The organism is Caulobacter sp. SRI_008 (assembly GCF_057586355.1).
The window spans coordinates 39378-65617 of the sequence record NZ_JBYCZS010000004.1; the positions used below are offsets into that span (position 1 = coordinate 39378).

Annotated in this window: 26 protein-coding genes and 1 other RNA gene; 18 read left to right on the plus strand and 9 right to left on the minus strand. The window is 69.2% G+C overall.

The genetic code is table 11. From position 1 onward, the window contains the following. Positions 1–2: 2 nt before the first annotated feature. Both AC2YHT_RS04935 and AC2YHT_RS04940 read left to right on the plus strand, forming a co-directional pair. Positions 3–605 carry a DUF3052 family protein gene (locus AC2YHT_RS04935; RefSeq protein ID WP_487288469.1) on the plus strand — a complete coding sequence of 201 codons (603 nt, stop codon included), beginning with the start codon at positions 3–5 and terminating at the stop codon, positions 603–605. Between the two features lie 4 nt (positions 606–609). Then, positions 610–1506, plus strand: a complete 897-nt coding sequence (locus AC2YHT_RS04940) for a bestrophin family protein (protein ID WP_487288470.1) — start codon at positions 610–612, stop codon at positions 1504–1506. Between the two features lie 166 nt (positions 1507–1672). Here AC2YHT_RS04940 and AC2YHT_RS04945 read toward each other — a convergent pair whose 3' ends face one another. Together AC2YHT_RS04945 and AC2YHT_RS04950 are read right to left on the minus strand one after the other, a co-directional pair. Then, complete coding sequence (locus AC2YHT_RS04945) at positions 1673–2248, minus strand: hypothetical protein (RefSeq protein WP_487288471.1); 576 nt, start codon at positions 2246–2248, stop codon at positions 1673–1675. A 200-nt stretch (positions 2249–2448) separates the two neighbouring features. Next, positions 2449–3936, minus strand: coding sequence for a flavin-containing monooxygenase (locus tag AC2YHT_RS04950; protein ID WP_487288472.1), 1488 nt, complete (start codon positions 3934–3936; stop codon positions 2449–2451). Positions 3937–4099: 163 nt separating this feature from the next. Here AC2YHT_RS04950 and AC2YHT_RS04955 point away from each other — a divergent pair, with 163 nt between their 5' ends. The 16 genes from AC2YHT_RS04955 to AC2YHT_RS05030 all read left to right on the plus strand — a co-directional run bounded on the left by AC2YHT_RS04955 (position 4100) and on the right by AC2YHT_RS05030 (position 20603). Beyond that, positions 4100–4993, plus strand: coding sequence for a DMT family transporter (locus AC2YHT_RS04955; RefSeq protein WP_110121396.1), 894 nt, complete (start codon positions 4100–4102; stop codon positions 4991–4993). After that, entirely contained in the window at positions 4990–5715 is a 726-nt protein-coding gene (locus tag AC2YHT_RS04960; RefSeq protein WP_487288473.1) for an N-acetylmuramoyl-L-alanine amidase, read from the plus strand. The genes AC2YHT_RS04955 and AC2YHT_RS04960 overlap by 4 nt, the downstream gene beginning before the upstream one ends. Beyond that, positions 5715–6320 (plus strand): FMN-binding negative transcriptional regulator, encoded by a 606-nt coding sequence (locus tag AC2YHT_RS04965; protein ID WP_487288474.1) that lies wholly within the window; start codon positions 5715–5717, stop codon positions 6318–6320. Before AC2YHT_RS04960 ends, AC2YHT_RS04965 begins: the two co-directional genes overlap by 1 nt. 34 nt (positions 6321–6354) lie before the next feature. After that, positions 6355–6738, plus strand: an RNA gene (gene rnpB / locus AC2YHT_RS04970) — RNase P RNA component class A. A gap of 262 nt (positions 6739–7000) precedes the next feature. Continuing rightward, positions 7001–7468, plus strand: coding sequence for a division/cell wall cluster transcriptional repressor MraZ (locus AC2YHT_RS04975; protein ID WP_487288476.1), 468 nt, complete (start codon positions 7001–7003; stop codon positions 7466–7468). Further along, a complete protein-coding gene (gene rsmH, locus AC2YHT_RS04980; protein ID WP_487288477.1) occupies positions 7465–8406 on the plus strand; it encodes a 16S rRNA (cytosine(1402)-N(4))-methyltransferase RsmH in 942 nt (313 codons plus the stop codon). Before AC2YHT_RS04975 ends, rsmH begins: the two co-directional genes overlap by 4 nt. Further along, positions 8403–8834 carry a cell division protein FtsL gene (ftsL, locus tag AC2YHT_RS04985; RefSeq protein ID WP_487288478.1) on the plus strand — a complete coding sequence of 144 codons (432 nt, stop codon included), beginning with the start codon at positions 8403–8405 and terminating at the stop codon, positions 8832–8834. The genes rsmH and ftsL overlap by 4 nt, the downstream gene beginning before the upstream one ends. Beyond that, positions 8831–10597, plus strand: coding sequence for a peptidoglycan D,D-transpeptidase FtsI family protein (locus AC2YHT_RS04990; protein WP_110121399.1), 1767 nt, complete (start codon positions 8831–8833; stop codon positions 10595–10597). The genes ftsL and AC2YHT_RS04990 overlap by 4 nt, the downstream gene beginning before the upstream one ends. After that, complete coding sequence (locus AC2YHT_RS04995; RefSeq protein WP_487288479.1) at positions 10594–12051, plus strand: UDP-N-acetylmuramoyl-L-alanyl-D-glutamate--2,6-diaminopimelate ligase; 1458 nt, start codon at positions 10594–10596, stop codon at positions 12049–12051. Before AC2YHT_RS04990 ends, AC2YHT_RS04995 begins: the two co-directional genes overlap by 4 nt. Further along, complete coding sequence (locus AC2YHT_RS05000) at positions 12044–13429, plus strand: UDP-N-acetylmuramoyl-tripeptide--D-alanyl-D-alanine ligase (RefSeq protein ID WP_487288480.1); 1386 nt, start codon at positions 12044–12046, stop codon at positions 13427–13429. The genes AC2YHT_RS04995 and AC2YHT_RS05000 overlap by 8 nt, the downstream gene beginning before the upstream one ends. Beyond that, positions 13429–14544 carry a phospho-N-acetylmuramoyl-pentapeptide-transferase gene (mraY, locus tag AC2YHT_RS05005; RefSeq protein ID WP_110121402.1) on the plus strand — a complete coding sequence of 372 codons (1116 nt, stop codon included), beginning with the start codon at positions 13429–13431 and terminating at the stop codon, positions 14542–14544. The genes AC2YHT_RS05000 and mraY overlap by 1 nt, the downstream gene beginning before the upstream one ends. 15 nt (positions 14545–14559) lie before the next feature. After that, on the plus strand, positions 14560–15972 hold the full coding sequence (gene murD, locus AC2YHT_RS05010) for a UDP-N-acetylmuramoyl-L-alanine--D-glutamate ligase (RefSeq protein WP_487288481.1): 1413 nt from the start codon (positions 14560–14562) through the stop codon (positions 15970–15972). A gap of 255 nt (positions 15973–16227) precedes the next feature. Continuing rightward, positions 16228–17349 (plus strand): alpha/beta fold hydrolase, encoded by a 1122-nt coding sequence (locus AC2YHT_RS05015; RefSeq protein ID WP_487288482.1) that lies wholly within the window; start codon positions 16228–16230, stop codon positions 17347–17349. 80 nt (positions 17350–17429) lie between these two features. Next, the gene (ftsW, locus tag AC2YHT_RS05020; RefSeq protein ID WP_487288484.1) at positions 17430–18602 is read left to right on the plus strand and encodes a putative lipid II flippase FtsW; all 1173 of its coding nucleotides are present in this window, start codon (positions 17430–17432) and stop codon (positions 18600–18602) included. 76 nt (positions 18603–18678) lie between these two features. Further along, positions 18679–19767, plus strand: a complete 1089-nt coding sequence (murG, locus tag AC2YHT_RS05025; protein WP_487288486.1) for an undecaprenyldiphospho-muramoylpentapeptide beta-N-acetylglucosaminyltransferase — start codon at positions 18679–18681, stop codon at positions 19765–19767. Between the two features lie 221 nt (positions 19768–19988). After that, a complete protein-coding gene (locus tag AC2YHT_RS05030; RefSeq protein ID WP_110121407.1) occupies positions 19989–20603 on the plus strand; it encodes a DUF1134 domain-containing protein in 615 nt (204 codons plus the stop codon). Positions 20604–20783: 180 nt separating this feature from the next. Here the strand turns inward: AC2YHT_RS05030 and AC2YHT_RS05035 are convergent, their stop codons facing one another. From AC2YHT_RS05035 to AC2YHT_RS05065, 7 genes are all read right to left on the minus strand, one after another. Further along, on the minus strand, positions 20784–21311 hold the full coding sequence (locus AC2YHT_RS05035) for a TIGR00645 family protein (RefSeq protein WP_487288487.1): 528 nt from the start codon (positions 21309–21311) through the stop codon (positions 20784–20786). Between the two features lie 76 nt (positions 21312–21387). Then, positions 21388–22974, minus strand: a complete 1587-nt coding sequence (locus AC2YHT_RS05040) for a DUF4139 domain-containing protein (protein WP_487288488.1) — start codon at positions 22972–22974, stop codon at positions 21388–21390. A 143-nt stretch (positions 22975–23117) separates the two neighbouring features. Continuing rightward, positions 23118–24500 (minus strand): DUF4139 domain-containing protein, encoded by a 1383-nt coding sequence (locus AC2YHT_RS05045; protein ID WP_487288489.1) that lies wholly within the window; start codon positions 24498–24500, stop codon positions 23118–23120. A 204-nt stretch (positions 24501–24704) separates the two neighbouring features. Continuing rightward, positions 24705–25286, minus strand: a complete 582-nt coding sequence (gene msrA / locus AC2YHT_RS05050) for a peptide-methionine (S)-S-oxide reductase MsrA (RefSeq protein ID WP_487288490.1) — start codon at positions 25284–25286, stop codon at positions 24705–24707. Between the two features lie 64 nt (positions 25287–25350). Continuing rightward, a complete protein-coding gene (locus AC2YHT_RS05055; RefSeq protein WP_487288491.1) occupies positions 25351–25632 on the minus strand; it encodes a hypothetical protein in 282 nt (93 codons plus the stop codon). After that, on the minus strand, positions 25617–25913 hold the full coding sequence (locus AC2YHT_RS05060; protein ID WP_110117883.1) for a hypothetical protein: 297 nt from the start codon (positions 25911–25913) through the stop codon (positions 25617–25619). The genes AC2YHT_RS05055 and AC2YHT_RS05060 overlap by 16 nt, the downstream gene beginning before the upstream one ends. Positions 25914–26041: 128 nt before the next feature. Beyond that, the gene (locus tag AC2YHT_RS05065; protein ID WP_487288493.1) at positions 26042–26182 is read right to left on the minus strand and encodes a hypothetical protein; all 141 of its coding nucleotides are present in this window, start codon (positions 26180–26182) and stop codon (positions 26042–26044) included. Positions 26183–26240 lie beyond the last annotated feature (58 nt).

A 26240-nucleotide genomic window follows, 5' to 3' on the forward strand; every position in this document is an offset into this window, starting at 1 on the left:
GCATGGGTAAGGAAGCCAAGGCCTGGGGCCAGCTCAGCGACGGCGAAAGCGACGGCAAGCTCCTGTGGGAGCCGCCCAAGCTGATCTTCCGCGGGGCGGTGCGCGGCATCTACCAGGGCCACGCCCTGCGCGGGATCCGCGTCGAGGGCGACGACATCGTGCTCAGCGACGGCACGCGCTTCACGCTGGATCCCGGCCAGGCCGAGAAGTGGGTCCACGCCATCCTCAACCCGCCCTCGCGGCTGGACAAGCTGGGCGTCAAGCCGGGCATGCGCGTGGTGGTCGACGGCGTCGACGACGAGCCATTCCTCGAAGAACTGGCCGGCCGCGTCGAGGTTGAGACGGGGACGGCGGAAGACTTCGAAGAGGTCGACCTGCTGTTCCTCGCCGCCGACGACCTGGCCGAGCTGGATCGCCTTGAGGACCTCAAGGGCGTGCTGGCCGACAAGGGCGCGATCTGGATCGTCTCCCAGAAGGGCAAGGGCGCGCCGCTGAAGGACACCGACGTCCTGGGCGCGGCCCGGAGCGTGGGCCTGTCGGACACGAAGGTCTGCGGGTTCTCTGCCACGCACACGGCGCTGCGGTTCGTGGTGCGGAAGGGGTAGGGCGGTGATCGTCGGCCGCCGCGCGGGCCTGTTCGAAATCGCCTTCGCCCTGCGCGGCTCGATCCTGCCCAGGATCGCCGGGCGGCTGGTGGTGCTGCTGGCGGTGTCGGTCGCGGCGGTGCTCGTCGCCCAGCGCTGGCCCGTGGCGCTGGAGCGGTTGAGCGCCGTGCCGTTCACCCTGATCGGCCTGTCGCTGTCGATCTTCATGAGCTTCCGGAACAACGCCTGCTACGACCGCTGGTGGGAGGCGCGAAAGCTCTGGGGGCAGCTGATCATCGCCGCCCGCAGCTTCGCCCGGCAGACGCAAGGCCTGCCGGAACCGGCGCGGGAGCCTCTGCTTCTGGGTCTGGCCGCTTTCGCCGGCGGACTGGTCGCGCGCCTGAGGGACGGGGACGAGCGCGCGGCGATCGCGCGCTGGCGGGACCTGCCGGCCCTGGCGGCCGCCCCCAATCCGACCGATGCGATCCTGGCCGCCGTCGGCGCCGACTGCGTCCGGCTGCGAGACGAAGGGCTGCTGACCCCGATCCATCTGTCGGTTCTGGAGATCCAGCTGACCGAGCTGGGTCACGTGCAAGGCGGTTGCGAGCGGATAAAGACCACGCCGCCGCCGTTCTCCTACTCGCTCATGCTGCACCGGACGGCACACGTCTTCTGCCTGCTGCTGCCGTTCGCCCTGGCCCATGCCCTGGGCTGGTGGACGCCGGTCCTGGTGCTGCTGACCGGCTACACCTTCTTCGGCCTCGACGCCCTGGGCGACCAGCTGGAGGACCCGTTCGGCCTGGAGGACAACGACCTGCCGCTGGACGCCATGGTCCGCACCGTGGAGCGGGACCTGCTGTTTTCGCTGGGGCGGGAATACCTGCCGCCGGTGCTGGAGGCCAAGGGCTATCGGCTGACGTAGGGGCCTTCTCCTCTTGCGGGAGAAGGTGGCGGCGAAGCCGTCGGATGAGGGGTTGCACGAATGAAAACGCCGCGACGGCCGATCAGCTGTCGCGGCGTTTGATTTCTGAGAGACCCCTCACCCGACCTCCTTCGGAGGCCACCCTCTCCCGCAAGGGGAGAGGGATTTAGAACCGCTGCTTGCAGCCCTGCTTCTGGTGCACGCCGCGCAGGAAGCCGCGACGGGCGAGGCCCGCGTCGCCGAGGGCTTCGAGGTGGCGGTCGGCCGGAGCCGCGCCGGAGATCTCGCGCACCAGGCTGCGGAACGGGATGATCGAGTTGATCAGCGTCTTGCCGCCGGCCTCGGCCAGCTTGCCGGCGCGGTTTTCCGTGTACTCGTTGTCGGTCTTGTAGTCGGGACCCAGCACCTCGTTCAGGCGCTCGATCTCGACCGTCAGCTTGGCGCAGCTCTTCAGCCCTTTGAGGCTGTAGGGATCGGCCAGGGCCTCCTCCAGAACCGGCGGGATCTTCTTCTTCGACAGGCCGACGTCGCGGACCGGCTGGGTGCCGATCTCCATCGACTTCTCGCGCCAGCCGTCGGGCCGGCCGTCGCCGTCAGAGTCCTTGGCGGGCGGGGGAGGCGGCTTGCCGGCCGTCGTGGTCACGGGCGCCTTGGCCGGATAGCTCGGCTGGGCCGTCGCGCAGCCCGTGGCCATGAACGCCGCCGCGCCCAGGACCGCCATCGTCGTCAAAGTCGCGCGCATCGCACCCCCGCATCCTGCTGATCGTCCATCATAGGCCGATGAACGCTGATCAGGAACGGCAAGCTGGGCCTTGGGTTCCACCGCTGCGCGACCCCCTCAGTCGGCTTCGCCGACAGCTCCCCCAGAGGGGGAGCATCTATGCGCGGCGTCGGGCAAGATCCTCCCCCTCTGGGGGAGGTGGCCCGGAGGGCCGGAGGGGGTCAGGCCGCCGCCTTGGCCTTCTTCCGCCCAAACCGCATCACCCCGTCCTCCAGCTTGCCCAGTCGCAGGGCGGCCAGGTCCAGGGCGTAGTTCTGGTGCACCTTCCAGGGGGTCTTGGTCCCCTGCTTGGGGAACTTGTCCATGGCCCGCTGGACATAGCCCGACGAGAAGTCGAGCCAGGGCGCGGCCTCCATGTCCGGCGCGTCGAGGTGAGGCATGCACCAGTCGGCGCCGGCGCGGTCCATGTGGGCCAGCAGGCGGCAGACATATTCGCTGGTGAGATCCGCCTTCAGCGTCCAGGAGGCGTTGGTGTAGCCGAAGGCCGAGGCCAGGTTCGGCACGTCGCTGAACATCATGCCTTTGTAGCTGAAGCCCTTGGCCAGATCGACGGCGCGGCCGTCGACGACCACCTCCATGCCGCTCATCAGCTGCATGCGCAGGCCGGTGGCGGTGACGACGATGTCGGCCGGCAGGGTCTTGCCTGACTTCAGCTGGAGGCCGTCCTCGGTGAAGGTCTCGATATGGTCGGTGACCACCTCGGCCGAGCCGTCGCCGATCGCAGCGAACAGGTCGGCGTCGGGCACCAGGCACAGGCGCTGGTCCCAGGGATTGTAGCGCGGCGTGAAGTGGGTCTCGACGTCGTAGTCCTTGGGCAGCTGGTCGCGCACGAGGTTGATCAGGCGCTCCTTGGTCTTGGCCGGCTTCTTCCGCGAGAGGTTGAAGAACAGCATGGTGATCAGCACGTTCTTCCAGCGCGTGATGCCGTAGGCGGTCATGGCCGGCAGGCGCTTGCGCATCCAGTTGGCCAGGCCGTCCTCGGCGGGCCGTGAGACCACATAGGTCGGCGAGCGCTGCAGCATGGTGACGTGGGCGGCCGTCTTGGCCATTTCCGGCACGATGGTCACCGCCGTCGCGCCGCTGCCGATCACCACCACCCGCTTGCCGGCGTAGTCGAGGTCCTGCGGCCAGTGCTGCGGGTGCACGATGCGGCCCCCGAAGCGCTCCGTCCCCTCGAAGTCCGGGGTGTAGCCGGCGTCGTAGGCGTAGTAGCCGGCGCACATATAGAGGAAGCCGCAGGTGATCTTCACCGTCTCGCCGGTATCGAGCCGCTCGGCCTCGACCGTCCAACTGGCGGTCTCGCTGCTCCACTCGGCGCGGCGCACCTTGTGGCGGAAGCGGATGTGCTCGTTGACGCCGGCCTCGGTCGCGGTCTCGCGCACATAGTTCAGGATCGAGGGGCCGTCGGCGATGGCCTTGGCTTCGCGCCACGGCTTGAAGGAATAGCCCAGGGTGTACATGTCGCTGTCCGACCGGATGCCCGGATAGCGGAACAGGTCCCAGGTGCCGCCGATGGCGTCGCGGGCCTCGAGGATGGCGTAGGTCTTGCCCGGGCAGCGCCGCGTCAGGTGATGGGCCGCGCCGATCCCCGACAGGCCCGCGCCCACGATCAAGACGTCGAAATAGTCCGAGACGCTTTGAGCCGTCATCAGTGTCTCCGTCCCCGTATGGCGGTCCGGTTGGTCCGGACGCTGTCTTCAAGTGAACGATGTTCACCAGCAAACGTCCGTTTGGACGCTGCGTCAATCGGGGCGTCGAAATGCGAGTCGGTTTTCATTGCGCATGGTCCCGGTCGCCAAGTATGCGGAGGGCATGTCCCTGCGTGACTTCGGCCTTCTGGTGCTGGTCTGCCTGATCTGGGCCAGCAACAACATCGTCTCCAAGATCGTGGTCGCCCACTGGGGCGTGCCGCCGCTGTTCTATGCGGCGGTGCGGTTCGGTCTGGTGGCGGCGGTGACCCTGCCGTGGCTGCTGCCCGCGCCGCGGCCGACCTGGCGGATGCTGGCGGTGGGCGTGCTGATGGGGGCGGGCGGTTTCGCCCTGCTGTTCATGGGCTTCAAGACCGCCTCGCCGTCGGCCGCGGCGGTGGTGGTGCAGGCGGGCGTGCCGTTCACCACCCTGCTGTCGGTGCTGATGCTGGGCGAGAAGATCCACTGGCGGCGCGGCGTCGGCATCGCCCTGACCCTGGCCGGGGCGATGATCGTGATCTGGAACCCGCACGGCTTTTCGCTGTCGGTCGGGCTGTGGCTGGTCGTGGCCTCGGCCCTGGCCGGCTCGCTTGGCGCGGTGATGATGAAGCAGATCGAGCGGGTGAAGCCCTTGCAGCTTCAGGCCTGGGTTGGTTTCACCTCGGTGTGGATCCTGGCCGCCGCCAGCTTCGCCATGGAGCCCGGCGCCTCGGCCAAGGCCTTCGAGGCCGGCTGGCCGTTCGTCGCCGCCGTCGCCTATTCGGCCCTGGTGGTGTCGGTGATCGCCCACACCGGCTATTACGGCCTGATCCAGCGCTACGAGGCCAACCTGATCGCTCCGCTCACCCTGATGACCCCGCTGATGACCATCGGTCTGGGCGTGGCCATCACCCACGACCATTTCGATCTGCGCATGGGGATCGGCGCGGCGCTGGCGCTCGCGGGCGTGCTGATCGTCGCCCTGCGCAGGAACCAGGTGACGCCGCTGCTGATGCTTCTCAAGGACCGCTCGCAATGACCATCGTCGAGGCCCCGTCGCCCAATTTCGACGCCCGCAAGGCCGTGCCCGACACCGTCGTGCTGCACTATACCGGCATGGAGAGCGGCGAGGCGGCCATCGAGCGCCTGCGCGATCCCGAGGCCAAGGTCAGCGCCCACTACGTGGTGGAAGAAGACGGCCGGGTGTTTCGCCTGGTGGCCGAGGAGCGGCGGGCCTGGCACGCCGGCGCGGCCTTCTGGAAGGGCGTGCGCGACATCAACTCGTCCTCGATCGGCATCGAGATCGTCAACCCGGGCCACGAGTTCGGCTACCGCGCCTTTCCCGACGTCCAGATCGCCTCGGTGATCAACCTGCTGGCCGGCATCCGCTCGCGCTGGACCATCGACGACGACCGCATCATCGGCCATTCCGACGTGGCGCCGGCCCGCAAGATCGATCCGGGCGAGCTGTTTCCCTGGAAGCGTCTGGCGGAAAGCGGCCATGGCCTGTGGGTCGAGCCGCCGTCCTCGCCGGGCGCGCCGCTGGGCCGGGGCGAGCAGGGGACGGGCGTCTTCGCGCTGCAAGCCGGCCTGACCCGCCTGGGCTTCGACTGCGCCCCGTCGGGCGAGTACGACGAGTGGACCGAGACGGTGGTCGGCGCCTTCCAGCGCCACTGGCTGCAGAGCCGTTTCGACGGTGTCGCCGACGGCGAGACCCGGGCGCGGCTGGTGGGCCTGCTGCGGGCGGCGGCGGGCGCCTGATGCATCCGGCCAAGGCTTTCCACGTCGAGGATCGCGCGCGGCTGCTCGCCTTCCTCGCCGAGCATTCGTTCGTCACCCTCTGTGCCAGCGTCGCCGGCCGGCCGTTCGCGGCCCACGCTCCGGTGGTGGTGCGCGACCTGGGCGACGACGGCCTGTTCCTCGACTTCCACCTGTCGCGGATGAACGCCGTGGCGGGCGCGGTGGTCACCGGCTTCTCCGCCGTCGCCGTCGCCATGGGCCCGCATGCCTATGTCAGCCCCGACTGGTACGGGACCGACGATCAGGTCCCGACCTGGAACTACGTCTCCGTCGAGGCCGAGGGCTTCGTCACGCCGCTGTCGGAGGCCGAGACCATTGTCCTGCTCGACGACCTGTCTGCCCAGGAGGAGGCGCGCCTCCTGCCCAAGCCGCTATGGACGCGGGACAAGATGACGCCCGCCAAGTTCGACGCCCTGCTGCGCGGCATCGTCGGCGCCCGGCTGCACGTCGAGCGCCTGGAGGGCACGTTCAAGCTCGGTCAGAACAAGCGCGAGGCCGAGCGCGCGGGCGTGATTGAAGCGCTGGGCGATCACCCGGTGGCGGGGTGGATGCGCGAGATCGATTGACCTCGCCGCCTGGGCGCCGCAAACAGCGCGCGGACCAGATGGCCGGGCGATCGCGGTATCCTTCACGGGAATCGAGGAAAGTCCGGGCTCCACGGTGACAAGGCGGTGGGTAACGCCCACCGGGAGCAATCCCAGGGAAAGCGCCACAGAAAGCAAACCTCCTCCCTACGGGGCGGGAAGGGTGAAAGGGTGGGGTAAGAGCCCACCGCGGACCTGGCGACAGGGACGGCATGGCAAGCCCCGCCTGGAGCAAGACCGAATAGGGATCCCGCGCCGGTTCGCCGGCTAGGCCGTCACTGGCCGAGAGGATCCGGGTTGGTCGCGAGAGCCGTCCAGCAATGGACGGCCAAGAGGAATGATCGTCGCGTCCCTGTACACAGGGGCGGCACAGAACCCGGCTTACAGGCCGTCTGGTCCATTAATTCCACCGCAATCCCAAGCGACTCCCCGGGCCCCGAAATGGGCCGGGATGGGCCGCGTCTGTGCGCGGGTCTGTGGATAAATATCGGGTTGTCTGTATGTTCTGAAATTAACCATTTTATGCGGTCTGATATTACCGCTAGCGCCTTTGAATTCCTGACGAAATGGCCCCTGGTGTCATTGTTTCCCAGTTCATCCCATGTTAACCCATTCGGGCCGGATCGATCCATGGCGGGGCGACGGCTTTTGAGGTTGGCGGGGTGTTCCTCTCGACGTTCGAGAAGCAGCTGGACAGCAAGCGGCGCATCGTTGTGCCGCAGGAGTTCCGCGCCGCCGTCTCGGGCCCGTTCGACGGCATCTTCTGCTTCCCCTCCATCGAGGCCGACTGCCTGGAAGCCGGCGGCAAGGCCCTGTTCGACCGCTACCAGTCGGTGATCGACGAGCTGCCCTTCGGCGATCCTGTGCGTTCGGCGCTGGAGACCAGCGTCCTGGGCGGCATGGCCAAGCTGTCGTTCGACACCGCTGGCCGCATCACCCTGCCCGACGTCCTGTGCGACACCTTCGGCCTGACCGACGACGTGACCGTCGTCGGCCTGGGCGAGCGCTTCCAGATCTGGTCGCGCGACGCCTTCCAGGCTCACCGCGCCGCCCAGCGCGAACTGGCCCGCGACGGCCTGGCCGCCCTGCGCGCCCAGCAGCGCGTCGCGCGCCTGGGAGGCGCGGCATGAGCGCGGCCCCGCACATCTCGGTTCTGCTCGGCGAAGTGGTCGCGGCGCTGGACGCCAAGCCGGGCGACATGGTGCTGGACGGCACCTTCGGCGCCGGCGGCTACACCCGCGCGATCATGGCGACGGGGGCCTCGGTCACGGCCTTCGACCGCGATCCGACGGTGCAGCGTTTCACGGCCGACCTTTCCGCGGCGGATGGTCGCTTTCGGCTGATTCAGGACCGTTTCTCGCAAATCAGCGCCTATTTTGGGGATGCGTCGGTCGACGGCGTAACCCTGGATCTTGGCGTGTCTTCCATGCAGCTCGACGAAGCCGAGCGCGGCTTCTCCTTCATGCGCGACGGTCCGCTGGACATGCGCATGGGCGATGACGGTCCGACCGCGGCCGATCTCGTCAACACCCTGGACCAGACCGAACTGGCCCGCATCCTCTACGTCTACGGCGAGGAGCACGCCTCGCGCCGCGTGGCCAGCTTCATCGTCAGGCGTCGGGCTGAAGAGCCGTTCACCCGCACCCTGGACCTGGCGGCCGTGATCGAGCGCGCCCTGGGCGGCCGCAAGGGCGCCAAGGTGCATCCGGCCACGCGCTCGTTCCAAGGCTTGCGCATCGCGGTCAATGACGAGCTGGGCGAACTGGAAGAGGGCCTGGCCGCCGCCGAGCGCGCGCTGAAGCCGGGCGGCCGCCTAGCCGTGGTCACCTTCCATTCGCTGGAAGACCGCATCGTCAAGAATTTCCTGGCCGAGCGCGCCGGCCGCACGCCGGGCGGCTCGCGCCACGCGCCGCCGACCGCCGTCGGCGCGCCGCCCAGCTTCCAGCTGATCTCGACCAAGGCGATCGCGCCGGGCGAGGCCGAGCTGGCCGCCAATCCCCGCGCCCGTTCCTCCAAGCTGCGCGCGGCGATCCGCACCGAGGCCCCCGTCTGGGAGGCCTCGGCGTGAGGATCTCGGAGGTCTTCCATCGCCGCGTGCGCGGCTTCCGCGTCGTCGACCTGGTCGGCGTCGGCGTGCTGCTGGTCCTGGTGCTGGGCGTCTACATGGCGAAAGCCTTCGCCGGCCGCGAGCGCGCCGAGATCGCCTCGGTCGAGCGCCAGATCGAGGAAGAGCGCGTCCAGGTGCGCCTGCTGCAGGCTGAGGTCGCCCACCTGGAGCAACCGCGCCGCATCGAGTCCTTGGCCCAGGCCGCGCAGCTGGCCCCGATCGCCGCTGACCGCGAGACCAGCGAAGACGCCCTGATCGACGTCGCCCGCCGCCCGGCCAAGCCGTCCAAGACCGCCGCCGCTCCGGCCCCCGCGCCGAGCGCGGCCCTGGCCGGCGCCGACGCGCCCGACGGCGCGGCCGACCAGCCGAACGAGGAGGCTCCGCGATGAGCCTCGCCAACCTCGTCCCGCAAGGCGGCGGCCCGGCCTGGCGCTGGGTCGTCGAGCGCGTCTGGCGCCTGGAGCACGCCTTCGAGCGCTCGCGCGCCGCGGCCAAGCCGGAAGACGACACCAGCATCCGCATCTTCTTCGTGCTGGCCCTGTTCACCTGCGCCTTCATGGTGCTGGCCATCGGCGCCACCTGGGCGGCGGTGTTCTCCAATCCCAACAAGAACAGCGGCTACCTGGCGGCCATGGAAGGCGCGCGCGGCGACCTCGTTGACCGCGAGGGCAAGCTGTTGGCCGTCGACCTGACCCACTACGCCCTCTACGTCGACCCCAAGGAAGTCTGGGACGCCAAGGCCACCCGCGCCGCCCTGGGCAAGGCCCTGCCGCAGGTGCCGGGCAAGCGCCTGGACAAGGCCGTGTTCGGCGAGCGCCGCGCCTTCCTGCTGGGCGGGCTCGATCCGGCCCAGAAGGACGCCATCTTCAACCTCGGCCTGCCGGGCGTGGAGTTCGAGGACCAGGCCCGCCGCGTCTATCCGCTGGGCGTCTCGGCCGCGCACTTCGTCGGCTTCGTCGACGGCGGCGGCAAGGGCCTGGCCGGGGCCGAAGGCGCCCTGAACGACGACATCCATACGGCCGCCGCCAAGGGCGAGGGCGCTGCTCCGATCGCCCTGTCGATCGACCTGCGCGTCCAGGCCGCCCTCGAGGACGAGCTGCGCAAGGCCGCCCTGGAGTTCGGCCCCAAGGGCGCCGTCGGCATCGTCACCAACGTCCACACCGGCGAGATCCTGGGCCTGGCCAGCTATCCGGACTTCGACCCGAACGATCCGGGCAAGGCAAGCGACGACGCCAAGCTGAACCGTGCCGCCGCGGCCGTCTACGAGATGGGCTCGACCTTCAAGGCCTTCACCGTGGCCATCGGCCTCGACACCGGCGTGGCCACGCCCAACTCGACCTTCGACGCCCGCGAGCCCTACAAGCTGGGCTACCGCACGATCCACGACTACCACGCCTCGCGGAAGATCCTGAACCTGGTCGAGGTGTTCCAGCACTCGTCCAACATCGGCACCGCGCGCCTGGCCGAGGGCATCGGCGCCCAGCGCCTGAGCCAGTACTACGCCGCCCTGGGCCTGACCAAGCCGGCCAAGGTGGAGCTGCGCGAGTCGGCCCGTCCGCTGACCCCGAAGAAGTGGGACATCGACGCGGTGGCCTCCACCTCGTTCGGCCACGGCATGAACGTCAGCCCGCTGGCCCTGGCCCGCGCGTTCAGCCCGCTGCTGAACGGCGGCGTCATGCCGCCGCTGACCATCCGCAAGCTGGCGCCGGGCGTGCGTCCGGAAGGCGCGCGGGTGCTGTCGGAAGAGACCTCGCAGCAGATGCTGCAGATCATGCGAGCCAACGTCACCGGCGGCAGCGGCAAGTCGGCCGACATCAAGGGCCTGAGCGTCGGCGGCAAGACCGGCACCGGCGAGAAGTACGACCCCTCGATCCGCGGCTACAACCACCAGCGCCAGGTCTCGTCCTTCGCCGCGGTGTTCCCCACCGAGGGGCCGATGGAGGCCGACCGCTACTTCGTGCTGATCCTGATGGACGAGCCGCACGGCACGCCCAAGACCTTCGGCTTCTCGACCGGCGGCTGGGTCGCCGCGCCGGCCGCCGGCCGCGTGATCGACCGCATCGCGCCGTTCCTCGGCGTGCAGCGCCGCACCGACCTTCTCACCATCGCCGGCGGACAGCCGAAAGCCACGACGCCAGGGGCGGGACTTTGACCAAGACGCTTTCACAGATCCTGCACCGCTCGTTCGACGCGGACCCGGCCATCGCCGGCGTCACCGCCGACAGCCGCAAGGTGCGTGAAGGCTTCCTGTTCGCCGCCCTGCCGGGCAGCAAGGTCGATGGCCGGACGTTCATTCCCGGCGCCATCGCCTCGGGCGCGGCCGCCGTTCTGGCCCCCGACGACGTGACTGGCCTGTCGGTTCCGACCGCCCACGCCGGCGACATCCGCCGCGCCTACGCCCTGGCCGCCGCCGAGTTCTGGGCGCGGCAGCCGGCCACGGTGATCGCGGTGACCGGCACCAACGGCAAGACCTCGGTCGCCGGCTTCGCCCGCCAGATCTACGCCCTGCTGGGCAAGACCGCCGCCAGCATGGGCACCCTGGGCGTCGTCGTCAGCGCGCCGGGCGTTCCGGACCAGCAGCTGACCCCGCCGGGCCTGACCACGCCCGACGCCGCCGACGTCGCCGAGATGGCCGCCAAGCTCGCCGGCATGGGTGTGACCCACCTGGCCGTCGAGGCCTCGTCGCACGGCATCGACCAGCGCCGCCTGGACGGGCTGAAGATCAGCGCCGCCGGCTTCACCAATTTCACCCAGGATCACCTGGACTATCACGGCACCATGGGCTGCTACCGGGCCGCCAAGCTGCGCCTGTTCGAGGCCCTGCTGCCGCGCGGCGCGACCGCCGTGCTAAACGCCGACAGCGACGCCTTCCCGGCCTTCGCCGCCGCCGCGGTGACCTCGGGCGAGACCATCCTGTCGGTGGGCGCGCAGGGCCAGGGCCTGAAGCTGGTGTCGCGCGAGCCGACCCCCTGGGGCCAGCTGCTGAAGATCGCCGCCCAGGACCGCGAGTTCGAAGTCCGCCTGCCGCTGGCCGGCGACTTCCAGGCCAGCAACGTGCTGGTCGCGGCCGGTCTGGTGCTAGCCACCGGCGAGGATCTGGACGCCGTGCTCGCCGCCCTGGAAAAGCTGGAAGGCGCGGCCGGCCGGCTGCAGCGCGTCGGCAAGGGCAGCGGCAAGGGCGAGGCCTATGTCGATTACGCCCACACCCCCGACGGTCTGGAAACGGTGCTCAAAGCCCTGCGCCCGCACGTGCGGGGCAAGCTGGTGGCGGTGTTCGGGGCCGGCGGCGACCGCGACCGCACCAAGCGTCCGCAGATGGGCGAGATCGCCGCCCGTCTGGCCGACGTCGCCATCGTGACCGACGACAATCCGCGTTCGGAAGATCCCGCCAGCATCCGCGCCGCCATCCTCGCCGCCGCCCCGGGCGCGCGAGAGATCGGCGACCGCCGCGAGGCCATCCGCGTCGGCGTGAGCCTGCTGGAAGACGGCGACGTGCTGGTGGTGGCCGGCAAGGGCCACGAGCAGGGCCAGACCGTCGCCGGCGTCGTCCATCCCTTCGACGACGTGGCCGAGACCCTGAGCGCGCTGGAGGCCGTCGATGCCTGAAGCGCTCTGGACCGCTGAAGAGATCGCCGCCGCGACCGGCGGCAAGGTCGCCGGCGACTTCGCCGCGACCGGCGTGTCTATCGACAGCCGCACGGTCGAGCCGGGCGACCTGTTCGTCGCCCTGGCCGGGGTGCGCGACGGCCACGAGTTTGTCGCCCAGACCGCCGCCAAGGGCGCGGCCGGCGCGCTGGTCTCCCAGCCGGTCGAAAGCCCCGCCGTCGTCGTGGCCGACACCTTTACGGCCCTTGAGGCCCTGGGCGTCGCCGCCCGCGAGCGCGCGCCCCAGGCCCGCCGCGGCGCCGTCACCGGCTCGGTCGGCAAGACCAGCGTCACCCGCGCGGTCGAGGCCGGCCTGCGCCGCGCCGGCAAGGCCCACGCCTCGGTGAAATCGTACAACAACCACATCGGCGTGCCCCTGACCCTGGCCCGCATGCCGCGCCACACTGAGCGGGCGGTGTTCGAGGTCGGCATGAACCACTCGGGCGAGATCACCCCGCTGTCGAAGTTCATCCGCCCGCACGCGGTGGCGATCACCACGGTCGGCCCGGTGCACCTGGAGAACTTCGCCGAGGGCGAGATCGGCGTGGCCAAGGCGAAGGCCGAGATCTTCGACGGACTGGAGCCCTGCGGCGTCGCCGTGCTGAACGCCGACAACCAGTGGTTCGAGCTGCTGAAGGGCGAGGCCGAAAAGGCCGGCGCGACTGTCCGTAGCTTCGGCCGCGACGGGACCAGCGCCCGCCTCCTGGACTTCGTGGTCGAGGGCGCCGGCGCGACCGTCGTCGCCGAGCTGGACGGCGAGGCCGTTTCCTTCCCGATCCGCCAGACCGGCGTGCACTGGGGCCCCAACAGCCTGTGCGTCCTGCTGATGCTGGAGGCGCTCGGCGTCGACCGCGCCACGGCCCTGGCGGCCCTGGCCGAGTTCGCGCCGATCGAGGGCCGCGGGGCCGAGCAGACGGTGGCCGTCGAGGGCGGCGCGTTCACCCTGGTCGACGAGAGCTACAACGCCAATCCGGTGTCGATGCAGGCCGCCCTGGCGACGCTGGGGGCGCGCAAGGTCGCGGGCCGTCGCATCGTCGCCCTGACCGACATGCTGGAGCTGGGCCCCGACAGCCCGCGCTTCCACGCGCAGCTGGCCGAGCCGATCGCCCAGGCCGACATCGATCTGGTGTTCTGCGCCGGGCCGTTAATGATGTCGCTGTGGAACGCGCTTCCGCAGACGCGCCGCGGCGGCTATGCGGACGCCGCGCCCGAGTTGGCGGAAAAGATCGTAGCGGCCGTAGAGCCGAACGACGTGGTGATGGTGAAGGGGTCGAACGGATCTCGGGCCGGCGCTATCGCCGCCGCCCTGTCCGCGCTCGGCCGGCGGGAACAAGTCTGATGCTGTATTTCCTCTACGAATGGCTCTCGCGGGGCGGTCACGAGCACGTTCCGGTCCTGAACCTGCTGAAGTACCTGACCTTCCGCACCGGCATGTCGATGCTGACGGCCTATATCGTGGCCGTGGCCATGGGCTCGCGCTTCATCCGCTGGATGAAGGCCAAGCAGGGCAAGGGCCAGCCGATCCGCACCGACGGCATCGAGCGCCACGTGCTCGAGAAGTCCGGCACACCCACCATGGGCGGCTTCATGATCCTGGCCGGCCTGTTCGTCGGCTCGCTGCTGTTCGCCGACCTGCGCAACGTCCACGTCTGGGTGGTGCTGGGCATCACGGCCGCCTTCGGCTTGCTGGGCTTCATGGACGACTACGCCAAGGTCACCAAGCAGACGACCGCCGGCCTTTCCAGCGGCCAGAAGCTGGTCGCCCAGTTCATCGTCTCGATCATCGCCGCCGTGGCCCTGATCGTCTTCGCCCCGAAGTCGCAGATGACGCCTGGGCTCGAGACCTCGGTGGTGTTCCCGATCCTCAAGAACCTGGTGATCAATCTCGGCTGGTTCTACGTGGCCTTCGCCGCGATCACGATCGCCGGCTTCTCCAACGCCGTGAACCTGACCGACGGCCTAGACGGCCTGGCCATCGTGCCGGTGATGTTCGCGGCCTCGACCTTCGGCCTGATCGCCTACCTCGTCGGCAACTACAAGTTCGCCGACTATCTGAACCTGCACTTCGTGCCGAGCGTCGGCGAGCTGGCGGTGCTGTGCGGCGCCATCATCGGCGGCGGCATGGGCTTCCTCTGGTATAACGCGCCCCCCGCCAAGATCTTCATGGGCGACACCGGCTCGCTGGCCCTGGGCGGCGCGCTGGGCTCGATCGCCGTCTGCGCCAAGCACGAACTGGTTCTCGGCATCGTCGGCGGCCTGTTCGTGGCCGAGGCGCTGAGCGTGATGATCCAGGTCGCCTACTTCAAGAAGACCGGCAAGCGCATCTTCCTGATGGCGCCGATCCATCACCATTTCGAAAAGCTGGGCTGGGCCGAGAGCACCGTCGTCGTCCGTTTCTGGATCGTCGCCATGATGCTGTCGTTCGTCGGCCTCGCCACGCTGAAGCTACGGTAAGGGGGAGGGCGCGCGATGATCCCGGTCCGTGGGTTCGAAGACAAGACGGTGGCGGTGTTCGGCCTGGGCCGCACCGGCCTGACGGCCGCGCGCGCCCTGATCGCCGGCGGCGCCAAGGTCGCGCTGTGGGACGAGAAGGAAGCCAGCCGCGAAGCCGCGCGGGCCGAGGGCCTGCCGGTCGTCGACCTGTCCACGGCCGACTGGAGCGCCTTCGCCGCCCTGATGCTGTCGCCGGGCGTGCCGCTGACCCATCCCAAGCCCCACTGGACCGTCGACAAGGCCAAGGAAGCCGGCGTCGAGATCCTGGGCGACGTCGAGCTCTTCGCCCGCGCGGTCAACGCTGCGCCCGAGCACAAGAAGCCGAAGATCATCGCCATCACCGGCACCAACGGCAAGTCGACCACTACGGCCCTGATCGGCCATCTGTGCCAGCAGGCCGGCCGCGACACCCGCGTCGGCGGCAACATCGGCGCCGGGATCTTGGGCCTGGAAGACATGCACGGCGGCGCTGTCTACGTGCTGGAGCTGTCGAGCTACCAGCTGGACCTGACCTCCAGCCTGCACGCCGACGCCACGGTGCTGCTGAACCTGTCGCCCGACCACATCGACCGTCACGGCTCGATGGAAGGCTACATCGCCGCCAAGCGCCGCATCTTCCTCAACCAGGGCAAGGGCGACACGGCGATCATCGGGGTCGACGATCCCTGGTGCCAGCAGATCTGCACCGAGATCACCGCCGCCAACCGCCGCACCATCTGGCCGATCAGCGCCGGCAAGGCCATGGGCCGGGGCGTCTACGCCCTGCAGGGCGTGCTGTACGACGCCACCGGCGAGCGCGTCACCGAGATGGCCGACCTGCTGCGCGCCCGCAGCCTGCCGGGCCGCCACAACTGGCAGAACGCCGCGGCCGCCTACGCCGCCGCCATCGCCATCGGCATCCCGCCCCAGCAGGCGGTCGAGGGGCTGATGACCTTCCCGGGCCTGGCCCACCGCATGGAGACGGTCGGCAAGATCGGGCGGGTCGCTTTTGTCAACGACAGCAAGGCCACCAACGCCGACGCCGCCCGCCAGGCGATGTCGAGCTATCCCAAGTTCTACTGGATCGCCGGCGGCGTGCCCAAGGCCGGCGGCATCGAGGACCTTCAGGACCTGTTCCCGCGCGTGGCCTGCGCCTACCTGATCGGCCAGGCGGCCGACGAGTTCGGCAAGACCCTGGACGGCAAGGCTCCGGTCAAGCAGTGCGGCGACATCGAGACCGCCGTCGCCGCCGCCCATGCCGACGCCGCCGCCACCGGCCAGGACGCCATCGTCCTGCTCTCGCCGGCCTGCGCCTCGTTCGACCAGTTCGCCGACTTCGAAGCCCGCGGCGAAGCCTTCCGCACGGCGGTCAACGGGCTGCTGGCCAAGCCGAAGGCCAAGCGGGCTTAAGACATTATTCCCTCTCTCTTTGAGAGAGGGAGGGGCCCACGCCGAAGGCGTGGGAGGGTGAGAGGTAACAAACTCACCGAATATGGCGCGACTGTGCGGCGCTTATTCCGGCCAACGGTGTAACCCCTCACCCTCCCACCGCTGCGCGGCGGGCCCCTCCCTCTCCCTATGGGAGAGGTTTCAAGTTTACGATTGTAAGAATCTCATTTGCGGCCCCATGTAACTACGCGTGTAGTTTTCATTCGAGGGGGCGAGATGAGCAAGGTGAAGACATGGCTGCGCCGGGGCGCGGTCGGGGCGGCGGCGTTGGCCGTTGCGGTCGTGGGCGGGGCGGCGGCGACGCGGGCGTTCTTCCAGCACGAGACGGCCGAGCGGCTGCGGATCGACACGGAGAAGGGCGTCCAGGAAAGCGGCTTCGTGAAGTTGCCCAGCGGCGAGCAGTGGGTCGTGGTGCGGGGCGAGAACCGCGACAACCCGGTGCTGCTGATCGTGCACGGCGGCGGGGCGGCGACCTCGCTGTTCGCCGAGGACTTCAAGAGCTGGGAGAAGGACTTCACGGTCGTGCACTGGGATCGCCGCGACCACGGCAAGAGCCTGGCCCGCGCCGGCGGCCGCATCGACCCCAACCAGGGCGTCGATAGCTTCGTCGCCGACGGCCTGACCCTGACCGAGCACCTGCGGACCCGGCTGCACAAGCCGCGCATCGCGCTCCTGGGCTGGTCGTGGGGCTCGCGCGTGTCGCTGACCATGGCGCACCAGCGGCCCGACCTGTTCTCGGTCTATGTCGGCACGGGCCAGGCGGTCGATAACAGCGCCCGCGACCGCCACGTCTACGATCACATGCTGGCGGTGGCGAAGAGCGGCAGGCATCCCGAATTGCTGGCCAAGCTGAGCGGGCTGGGTCCGCCGCCCTATGATCCGCCCAACCGCTGGAAAGAGGTCGACGACCTCGAGCCGATCTACCTGAAGACCGAAGGCCCCAAGAAGAGCGACGGCCAGCTCTACGCCCAGGCCCTGGCCATGCCCGAGTGGAGCCTAAAGGACCTGCTGACCTACAAGGACGGCGGCAAGATCATCCGCCGCCAGCGCGCCCTGGCCGTCTATGTCGCCAACAACAACTGGAAGGCCGCGCCCCTGGGCAAGGACTTCGCCACGCCGATGGTGCTGATCCAGGGCGAGTACGACCATCCCGACTTCGTGCGGCCCTGGTTCGACGGCCTCAACGCGCCGAGCAAGGAGCTGGTGGTGCTGTCGGGCACTGGGCACACCGCCATCCAGATGCAGTCGGTCCGCTTCGGCCAGGCCCTGCACGATCACGTCCTGCCCCTGGCCAAGGCGCTGGAGTATCCCGAGGTCACGGCCAAGCCTGTGGAATGATGGAAAAATTTCCGGCGGTCGCGATTTCGTCGCGGCCGTCGGCAAGACTCGATTAACCGTAACGACCGACTCTTGCCCCCATGCGCCAGCAGACCGCCCACGCCTTCGCCCGGACCGACCGCTCGCCCCTCGGGGTGTGGTGGTGGACGACCGATCGCTGGCTGCTGGGCGCGACCGCGATCCTGGTCACGGTGGGCGTCCTGCTGTCGTTCGCCTCCAGCCCCGCCGCGGCCCAGCGGATCGGCATCGACGACCAGTTCCACTTCGCCATCCGCCAGCTGGTGTTCGGCGTCGGCGCGGCGACGATCGTGCTGGCTGTGTCGATGCTCAGTCCCAAGGGCATCCGGCGGGCGGCGTTCTTCATCTACATCGTCGCCATCGGCGTCATGGCGGCCCTGCCGTTCATCGGCCACAGCGCCAAGGGCGCGGCCCGCTGGCTGATGATCGGCGGCTTCACCTTCCAGCCGTCGGAATTCATGAAGCCGGCCCTGATCATCCTGGTCTCGTGGATGTTCGCCGAGGGCCAGAAGGGCGAGGGCGTGCCGGGCGTGTCGATCGCCTTCGGCCTCTATTTCATCGCCGTGGGCCTGCTGCTGATGCAGCCCGACGTCGGCCAGACCGTGCTGATCACCATCGCCTTCGGCGCCGCCTTCTGGATGGCCGGGGTGCCGATCTCGTGGATCATGGGCCTGGGCGCGGTGGCGCTGGGGGGCCTCGGCTCGACCTACTTCCTGTTCGACCACGTGCACGCCCGCGTGCAGAAGTTCCTCAGCCCCGACCAGGCCGACACCCACCAGGTGACCCGCGCCGCCGAGGCCATCCACGCCGGCGGCCTGTTCGGGCGCGGCCCGGGCGAGGGCGTCATGAAGCGCCACGTGCCCGACCTGCATACCGATTTCATCTATTCGGTGGCGGCCGAGGAGTACGGCCTGGTCTTCTCGCTGGCCCTGATCAGCCTGTTCGCCTTCGTCGTGGTGCGTGGGCTCTACAAGTCGATGAAGCTGGCCGACCCCTTCGAACAGGTCGCTTCGGCCGGTCTTTTCGTGCTCCTGGGCCAGCAGACGTTCATCAATGTCGCTGTGAACTTGAACATGATCCCGACCAAGGGCATGACCCTACCGTTCATCAGCTACGGCGGCTCGTCGATGCTGGCCATGGGACTGACCCTGGGGATGGCGCTGGCGTTGACCCGCAAGCGGCCCGGGTCCTATGGCGGCGGCGGGCCGTTCGGCCAGGCGGGGTCCTTCGACTGAAGGCTCCCGGGTTAGGGAGACTGCAGTTGCGTAACCTCTTCACGCGTCCCTCCATCCGTTTCGCGGACCAGGCCTGATGAGCGGCAAGCTGGCGATCGTCGCCGCCGGGGGCACCGGCGGCCACATGTTCCCCGCCCAGGCGCTGTCCGAGGCCCTGATCGCGCGCGGCTGGCGCGTGGTGCTGGCCACCGACGAGCGCGGCGCCTTCTACGCCGACAAGTTCCCCGCGGAAGAGCGGCTGGCCCTGTCGGCCGCCACGGCCAAGGCCAGCGATCCGATCGGCATGGTCAAGGCCGGGGTCGCGGTGTTCCAGGGCGTGATGCAGGCCAAGGCCGCCTTCGCCCGGCTGAACCCGTCGATCGTGGTCGGCTTCGGCGGCTATCCGGCCCTGCCGGCGCTGCTGGCGGCGCTGCTGGAAAAGCGCCCGACCGTCATCCACGAACAGAACGCCGTGCTGGGCCGCGTGAACCGCTTCCTGGCGCCCTATGTCGGCGAGGTGGCCTGCGCCTTCCCGACGCTGGAGCTGGCCAAGCCGGCCGTGAAGGCCCGCGCCCATGTGGTCGGCAGCCCGGTGCGTCCCGAGATCCGCGACCTGGCGCAGACCCCCTACCTGCCGCCCGAGGTGCAGCTGCGCATTCTCGTCACCGGCGGCAGCCAGGGCGCTCGCCTGCTGTCGGAACTGGTGCCCGAGGCCGTCGCCAAGCTGCCCGAGGAGATGCGCGGCCGCATGAAGGTGTTCCAGCAGGCTCGCGCCGAGAGCATGGAGCACGCCCGCAAGATCTATCGCAACGCCATGGTCGACTGCGAGGTCGCGCCGTTCTTCCGCGACATGGCCGGCCGCCTGCGCCAGAGCCACCTGGTCGTCGGCCGGGCCGGCTCGTCGACCTGCTGCGAGCTGGCCGTGGCCGGCCGCCCGTCGATCCTGGTGCCGCTGAAGATCGCCGCCGACGACCACCAGCGCTTCAACGCCAAGCTTCTGGAAGAAGCCGGCGGGGCGGCGGTGTGCCTGGAGGACGAGCTGACGGTGGACGCCCTGGCCGGCGCCTTGAACGCCCTGCTCAAGAACCCCGAGCGCCTGGCCCGCATGGCCAAGGGCGCCCGCTCGGTGGCCGCGCCCGACGCGGCGGAAAAGCTGGCGGACCTTGTGGAGCGCACCGCGCGTTAGATATCGCAGGTCCAGTCGGGAACATGCTTAACCGCGCGTTAAGCAACGCGCCCCAAACCGGACATGAAAGCCTGTGACAGTGCCGACACGTTAGAGCTTGCCTGATCCTGGCTACAGCCAGGACCAGATCAGCAGGCTCTAAAGTCAAATACGAGAGCGTGGCGGTCGCTGAAACCGCCTACACTTTCGGCTGTCACGCTCTAGCCTTGCGAGAAAGACACATGGACCGTCGCTCTCTGATCCTCTCTGGCATGGCCTCCGGCCTGACCTCCGTGGGCCTGGGCGCCTGCGCCAGCACCTCGCAGCCGCATAATCCCGGCCCCGACGCGCCGACCTACGACACCGGCGCGGCCGCCACCTATTCGGCCGACGAGATGATCCGCGCCACGTCGGACTTCCTCGGCGTCACGGCCGAGAGCGCCGGCGCGGCCATCGAGCGGATCTTCCGCGAGCGCGGCCAACCCACCGGCTACATCGCCGGCGAAGAGGGCTCTGGCGCCATCGGCGTTGGCCTGCGCTACGGCCGCGGCCTGCTCTACATGAAGAACCGTCCGACCCAGGAAACCTTCTGGCAGGGCCCGTCGATCGGTTGGGACTGGGGCGGCAACGCCAGCCGGGTCTTCACCCTGTGCTATAACCTGCAGTACCCGGACGCCATCTTCCGCCGCTTCCCCGGCGTCGAGGGCAGCGCCTATCTCGTGGGCGGCCTGGGCGTGAACTACCAGAAGGCCGACACCATCGTCCTGGCCCCGATCCGCGCCGGCGTCGGCCTGCGCCTGGGCGCCAATGTCGGCTACCTGGCCTACAGCCGCCAACGCAACATCCTGCCGTTCTAGGATCCCGGAACCCTTCTCCCCTTGCGGGAGAAGGTGGCGCCGTAGGCGTCGGATGAGGGGTCTCTCAGACATGAAACGCCGCGACAGCTGATCGGCCGTCGCGGCGTTTTGCGTTGGTGCGACCCCTCACCCGACCTCCTTCGGAGGCCACCCTCTCCCGCAAGGGGAGAGGGAACGCGGCTAGTGCTTGGTCACCTTGCTGTTCAGCCAGTCCATCACCGCCAGCAGCACGCCCGAGACCACGAACGACAGGTGCACCACCACCAGCCACAGCAGGCGCGGCTGGTCGAGCGGGACCTCGGGTTCGGTCAGCTTGAGGAACGACTTGAGCAGGGCGATGGCCGAGATCGCCACGATCGAGGCGATCAGCTTCATCTTCAGGCCCGAGAAATCGACCGTGCCCATCCAGTCGGGGCGGTCCTCGTGGCTGGCGGTGTCGATCTTGGAGACGAAGTTCTCGTAGCCAGACAGGATGACGATCACCAGCAGGTTGGCCGCCAGCGACAGGTCGATCAGCGACAGCGCCAGCAGGATCGCGTCCTCCGGCTTCATCGACAGCACGTTGGGCAGTTCGTGGAACAGCTCCTGGAAGAACACCACGATCAGCGCCGCCAGGGCGACCACCAGGCCGACATAGAACGGGGCCATCAGCCAGCGCGAGGCGAACAGGCCGCGCTCCAGCAGGGTCTCGATCACGGGCTTCTTCATGCGCGCCTCCGCGGTTCTGGTCCTGCGAGCAAGCCTAGCCGGGCTTCTTGACGAAGTCGCGTCGCCCGCCTTGGCGTCAGCCCGCGTGCCGCACGACGTAGCGGAAGAGGCGGGTCTCGCCAGGGGCCAGGGTCACGCGCCAGGCGACCCGGCCCTGGCGGATGTCGTGCTTGGCAGGCTCGGACACCACCTTGAAGAACTCGACGTCCGGGTCGTGGCGGATCTCGAAGGTGACCGGGATCGACTTGTCGTTGGCCAGGTCGACCTCGTAGGTGCGGCGGACCATGGTCTTGCCCGAGCGCTTGTCCTCCACCAGGCGCGGGCGGGCGCGGACGTCCATGCCCTGGCCGATGACGAGGTCGGCGGGCTCGCCCACGGCGACGTCGCGCACGGCCTGCTCGCCGGCGAAGGTCGGCAGGCCGCCGACCGTCTCCATCACCGACAGGGCGCCGGAGGGCAGGGGCTTGCCCAGGCCCTCAGCGGCCTTGTTGTCGAGGCGCAGCACCACCTGCGGGGCGTCGGTCTCGTCGTCGTCCGCGTAGTCGTTCCAGGGGCTGACCGGCACGACATAGAGCCGCTGGTAGCGAACGTCCTTCAGGTCGAGGAAGGCCATCTGCTTGGTCTGGCGGGCGGCCACGGTGACCGGCTCGGGCAGGGTGTAGAGCTTGTAGTCGCCGAGGTCGGACTGTTCGGCCAAGGCGCGCTTGCGGGCGCCGCTGACCACGACCGACTCCTCGACGGCGCGGTTGGCGGACATCATGACCGGCGCGGCCATCGGCGGGGGAGGCGGCGGCGGTGGGGGAGGCGGCGGTGGCGGCGGCGCGCCGTGGGTCGTGGTGTCCATCGGCCAGCAGGCGCGGCTGGCGCGGACCACGCGCGGCCTGGGCGTGTTGACCGGCACGCGTGACAGCTTGCCGGCCACCAACTGGGTCGGGGCGTCGGCGAAGGTCGAGCCGGAGCTGTTCATCACGGTCAGCCAGCCCAGCAGGTCCAGCGTCTTGCCGTCGGGATTGAGGGTGGCGACGTAGTCGGCCTGCCAGTTCACGCCGATGGCCAGGTAGGTCAGGGTCAGGCGGTAACTGCCGCCGGTGGGCACGTCGACCAGGGCCGACAGGGTCGGCTTGCTGGAGAGGCCGTCGGGCGCGCGCTCGAACACCAGGCGCTCGGGGCCGCCGGAGCAGCCCAGGGCCTCGACCCCGTCGGCGGTGCGGACCATCAGCCCATCAGGGCCCTGGATCAGGGTGGCGTCGACCGTGACCTGGCGGCCGGTCTCGCGATTGGTGCGCACCACCTTGACCGGCTGGTCGAGAGAGCGCTCGACCAGGGTGCCGGGGCTGAGCAGGGCGTAGTCGTAATTGCGCTCGACCGCGCCCTGCGGCAGGCCCTCGATGGCCGCGCTCTGTGGGATCAGGCCCTCGGCGACGCCGTCGAAGCGCAGCACGTGGCGGCCGGCCGGCAACTCGACCGTGCGGGTCTCGCTGACCATCACCAGCCCCTGTTCGGCGGCCCGCTGCTTTTCCCAGGGCGACAGGGTCTGCACCGGCCCTTGGCCGTCGCGATAGAGGGTGACGGCGACCGCTTCCGGGGCGGCGGAGGGGATGGTGTCGGCGCGGGCGGCGAGGGGCGTGCAGAGCAAGGCGAGGGCGGCGAGGGCGGTTCGCACGACCAAGGAACCTCCCCCCATGGGGGAGGCGGTCGCGAAGCGACCGGTGGGGGGCGTGGCAAGGCCTGCGGGTGCTCCCCCCACCGTCGCCTTCGGCGACACCTCCCCCACAGGGGGAGGTTCCCTGCGGATCGGGCTCGCCGTCACCAGCCGTTGTCCACCGTGAAGGTCAGGACGGTCTCGCCGTTGGCGGGGACGGGCACGCTCCAGCCCAGGGTGCGGGCGTCGATGCGGCGGCTGGGCAGGCTCTCGTCGCTGACCTTGCCGTCGCGCAGCAGGCCGGCCTGGCGCAGCTCCACCGTCACGGCGTCTGGCCGGGCGTTGCGGACCACGTACTTCATGACGTAGCGCGAGCGGGTCTTGGAGAGCTTTTCCTGCGAGACCAGGGTGGCCTGGCTGGAGACGTCGAAGGCCTCGCCGGTCTTGATCGACAGTTCCGAGCCCGCCGAGGTGTGGCCGATCTGGTTCTCGCCGATGAACTTCGGATCGCCCGCCTGGTCGCGCATGTAGACGCGCATCGTCCCGGCCGGCAGCTGGTCGCCCAGGCCCTTGAGCTTGGAATTGCTGAACTGGATGGCGGTGATGGCCTTCTGCGGGTTCTCGTCGCTGGAGAAGCCGTATTCACGCACCTCGTAGACCTTCTGCGCCGGCACGGCCTGGGCGCTAAGGAAGCCGACCTGCTTGTTCTGGTTGGCCGCGATCGTGGTGCGCTCGGGCAGGGGGTAGATGTAGTAGTCGGCGATGCGCTCGCGGCCGCTGCTCTCGGTCCCGGCCGAGACCGAGCCGCGCACCGACGATCCGCCGCCGTTGAACTGGTTGACGTTGCCCGCCACCAGCTGGGTCTGGGCGTTGTCGAAGGCCGTGCCGGAATTGTTGCGCAGGGTGATCCAGCCCTGCAGGTCCAGCGCGTTCTTCTTCTCGTCGAACAGGGCGACGTAGTCGGCCGCCCACGACAGGCCCGAGGTCAGGTAGCTGAGCGTCACGGGCGTGGGGCCGGCCTTGTCGGCGTTGACCGTCACCGACAGGGTCGGGCGGGCGCGCAGGGTCTCGGGCACCTTGTCGAAGATCACCCGGGTGGGCACGCCGTCGTCACGCAGCACCTCGATGCGGTCGCCGATCTTCAGCACCACGCCCTCGTTGGCGGCCAGCACCGTGGCGGTCTCGGTGGTCTCCTTGCCGTCGCCGGGATTGGTCCGGACGATCTTGATCTGCCGCCCGACCGCCTTCTCCATCAGCTTGTCGGGGGTCAGCAGGTCGTAGTCGAAGTTCTGCTCGACTACGCCCAGGTTGGGCGAGGACAGGCTGACGGTCTCGGGCCGGATGGCGGCCGAGACGTCCTTGAACTCCAGCCGCTGGCGGCCGGCGGAGACGTCGATCGTCCGCTGGTCCTGAACCAGGGCGAGATTGTTGTTGTAGATGGTGACCGAGACCTTCGGTGGGGATGCGGTCTGGACAGGAGCGGTCTGGGCGACTGCGGTGGAAGCGGCGGCCACGCAGACGGTGGCGAACAAGGCGGCCCGAAGCATCGGCGCGACGTCTCCCTACTCTCTTTGCGGCCACGGTTTCACGGCTGCGCGGGAAAGTCGAGAGATTATGGGTGTAATATCAGGGGCGGCGCAAACCCCCTCCGGCCCTCTGGGCCACCTCCCCCAGAGGGGGAGGATCTAGCTAAGCAGATGCTCCCCCTCTGGGGGAGCTGTCGCGGAGCGACTGAGGGGGCCGCGCAGCGGCTATTTCCCCCACACCTGCGCCAACCGCCGATCCCGCCCACACCCCGTGCGGTAGAGGTGATACTCGACCGAATTGTTCCTGGCGTAGTCGCGGTGATAGGCCTCGGCCGGCCAGAAGGTTTGCAGCGGCAGGATCTGGGCCTTCATCACGCCGGTCTTCAGGCGCTTGGCGGCCTCGGCGCGCGAGCGCTCGGCGGCGGGGCGTTGCTCGGCGTCGGCGAAGACGGCGGGGCGATAGGAGGGGCCGCGGTCGCAGAACTGGCCTTCGTCGTCGGTCGGATCGACCAGCTTCCAATAGCGCTGCAGCAGAAAGGCGTAGGGCAGTTTCGCCGGATCGTAGGTGACGCGGACGGCCTCGTAGTGGCCGCTGCGCTCGCTGGTCACGTCGCGATAGGTCGGGTTCTTTACGTGGCCGCCGGTGTAGCCGCTCTCGACCTTCACGACGCCGGGAATGCCCCGCATGTCGTTCTCCATGCACCAGAAGCAGCCGCCGGCGAAGACAGCGGTCTTGGTCGGCGCCGCCAGGGCGGCGGCGGGGAGGGCGGTCGCGAGGGCGATCAGCAGCAGGAGGCGGCGAAGCATGGGCGGTCCTTTCGAGGCGTCGTCCATAGATACGGCCGAGCGGGCCGAAAGGTTTTGAACGAGCCTACCGCCAACCGTGGCCGACGCCGCGCACCGCCGGAACCGCCGCCAGGCGCGCCGCGAGCGTGTGGGCCCGGTCGTCGCCCTGGTCGTCGATTTCCAGGCGGATGGCGATGTCGGCGCCCTCGGGCTGGGCGGTCAGGACGCGCAGGCGAACCTGCTGCACGCTGGCCACGCCCAGCACCCGCATCAGGGCGTCGGGCGTGTCTTCAGCGGTCACGAGGAAGAGGCGGCGTTTGTCTACGTCCGCTTCGAGACTCCCAAGTTCGCTCAAGGCCGCACCCACTGATGTTCCACGCTGGCCGAGTTGACGCCGGGCCAGGCGGCCAGGTCGCGGGCGAGGAGGCGGGCGGCCTGGTCGCCCAGGTGGCGCACGCGCAGGGAGGCCTCGACCAGCTGGCCGACGGGCTTCAGGGACAGGTTGCACAGCTCGGCGCCGCTGTCGGCCAGGCTCTGGCGCACGGCGTCCAGCGCGCTGGGGGCGTCCTGGGCGCAGAGGAACAGCTGGTGGACCGTGACGCCGTCATGGTCGCTGTGGAAGGCTGGTGGGGAAGGCAGGTAGCTCATGGTCGAAGATCCTTTGAGTTTTTGAAGGACCGTCGGATCGCGCAACGAAAAAGCCCCGCTCCTTTCGGAGGCGGGGCTTTTTCAGATCTTGCGATCCTTCGGCTTGGTTTCTGGGGAACCCTTGTTCCCTAGTCTGCGCGCCGTCTTTGCCCCGTCCGTACCGGCACGGTTTTAATCTGGGTAATCTTCGACATCATGGCGCACCACATCGCGACGCCGGCGGTGAGGCCAGTCGTAAACAGCACGATGGTGGTGAGGTTCGACAGCATGAGGTCGGAAGGGTTCCAGTAGGCTTGCACTAAACAGGTAACGCTTGCGGGCCCGCCG

What these genes read in the sequence shown, in the direction of transcription:
- AC2YHT_RS04935 (WP_487288469.1), top strand. Translation starts at nt 3, where the DNA reads ATGGGTAAGGAAGCCAAGGCCTGGGGCCAGCTCAGCGACGGCGAAAGC.
- AC2YHT_RS04945 (WP_487288471.1), bottom strand. Translation starts at nt 2,248, where the DNA reads ATGCGCGCGACTTTGACGACGATGGCGGTCCTGGGCGCGGCGGCGTTC.
- AC2YHT_RS04950 (WP_487288472.1), bottom strand. Translation starts at nt 3,936, where the DNA reads ATGACGGCTCAAAGCGTCTCGGACTATTTCGACGTCTTGATCGTGGGC.
- AC2YHT_RS04955 (WP_110121396.1), top strand. Translation starts at nt 4,100, where the DNA reads ATGTCCCTGCGTGACTTCGGCCTTCTGGTGCTGGTCTGCCTGATCTGG.
- AC2YHT_RS04960 (WP_487288473.1), top strand. Translation starts at nt 4,990, where the DNA reads ATGACCATCGTCGAGGCCCCGTCGCCCAATTTCGACGCCCGCAAGGCC.
- AC2YHT_RS04965 (WP_487288474.1), top strand. Translation starts at nt 5,715, where the DNA reads ATGCATCCGGCCAAGGCTTTCCACGTCGAGGATCGCGCGCGGCTGCTC.
- rsmH (WP_487288477.1), top strand. Translation starts at nt 7,465, where the DNA reads ATGAGCGCGGCCCCGCACATCTCGGTTCTGCTCGGCGAAGTGGTCGCG.
- AC2YHT_RS04990 (WP_110121399.1), top strand. Translation starts at nt 8,831, where the DNA reads ATGAGCCTCGCCAACCTCGTCCCGCAAGGCGGCGGCCCGGCCTGGCGC.
- AC2YHT_RS05000 (WP_487288480.1), top strand. Translation starts at nt 12,044, where the DNA reads ATGCCTGAAGCGCTCTGGACCGCTGAAGAGATCGCCGCCGCGACCGGC.
- mraY (WP_110121402.1), top strand. Translation starts at nt 13,429, where the DNA reads ATGCTGTATTTCCTCTACGAATGGCTCTCGCGGGGCGGTCACGAGCAC.
- murD (WP_487288481.1), top strand. Translation starts at nt 14,560, where the DNA reads ATGATCCCGGTCCGTGGGTTCGAAGACAAGACGGTGGCGGTGTTCGGC.
- AC2YHT_RS05015 (WP_487288482.1), top strand. Translation starts at nt 16,228, where the DNA reads ATGAGCAAGGTGAAGACATGGCTGCGCCGGGGCGCGGTCGGGGCGGCG.
- ftsW (WP_487288484.1), top strand. Translation starts at nt 17,430, where the DNA reads ATGCGCCAGCAGACCGCCCACGCCTTCGCCCGGACCGACCGCTCGCCC.
- murG (WP_487288486.1), top strand. Translation starts at nt 18,679, where the DNA reads ATGAGCGGCAAGCTGGCGATCGTCGCCGCCGGGGGCACCGGCGGCCAC.
- AC2YHT_RS05030 (WP_110121407.1), top strand. Translation starts at nt 19,989, where the DNA reads ATGGACCGTCGCTCTCTGATCCTCTCTGGCATGGCCTCCGGCCTGACC.
- AC2YHT_RS05035 (WP_487288487.1), bottom strand. Translation starts at nt 21,311, where the DNA reads ATGAAGAAGCCCGTGATCGAGACCCTGCTGGAGCGCGGCCTGTTCGCC.
- AC2YHT_RS05045 (WP_487288489.1), bottom strand. Translation starts at nt 24,500, where the DNA reads ATGCTTCGGGCCGCCTTGTTCGCCACCGTCTGCGTGGCCGCCGCTTCC.
- msrA (WP_487288490.1), bottom strand. Translation starts at nt 25,286, where the DNA reads ATGCTTCGCCGCCTCCTGCTGCTGATCGCCCTCGCGACCGCCCTCCCC.
- AC2YHT_RS05060 (WP_110117883.1), bottom strand. Translation starts at nt 25,913, where the DNA reads ATGAGCTACCTGCCTTCCCCACCAGCCTTCCACAGCGACCATGACGGC.
- AC2YHT_RS05065 (WP_487288493.1), bottom strand. Translation starts at nt 26,182, where the DNA reads ATGCTGTCGAACCTCACCACCATCGTGCTGTTTACGACTGGCCTCACC.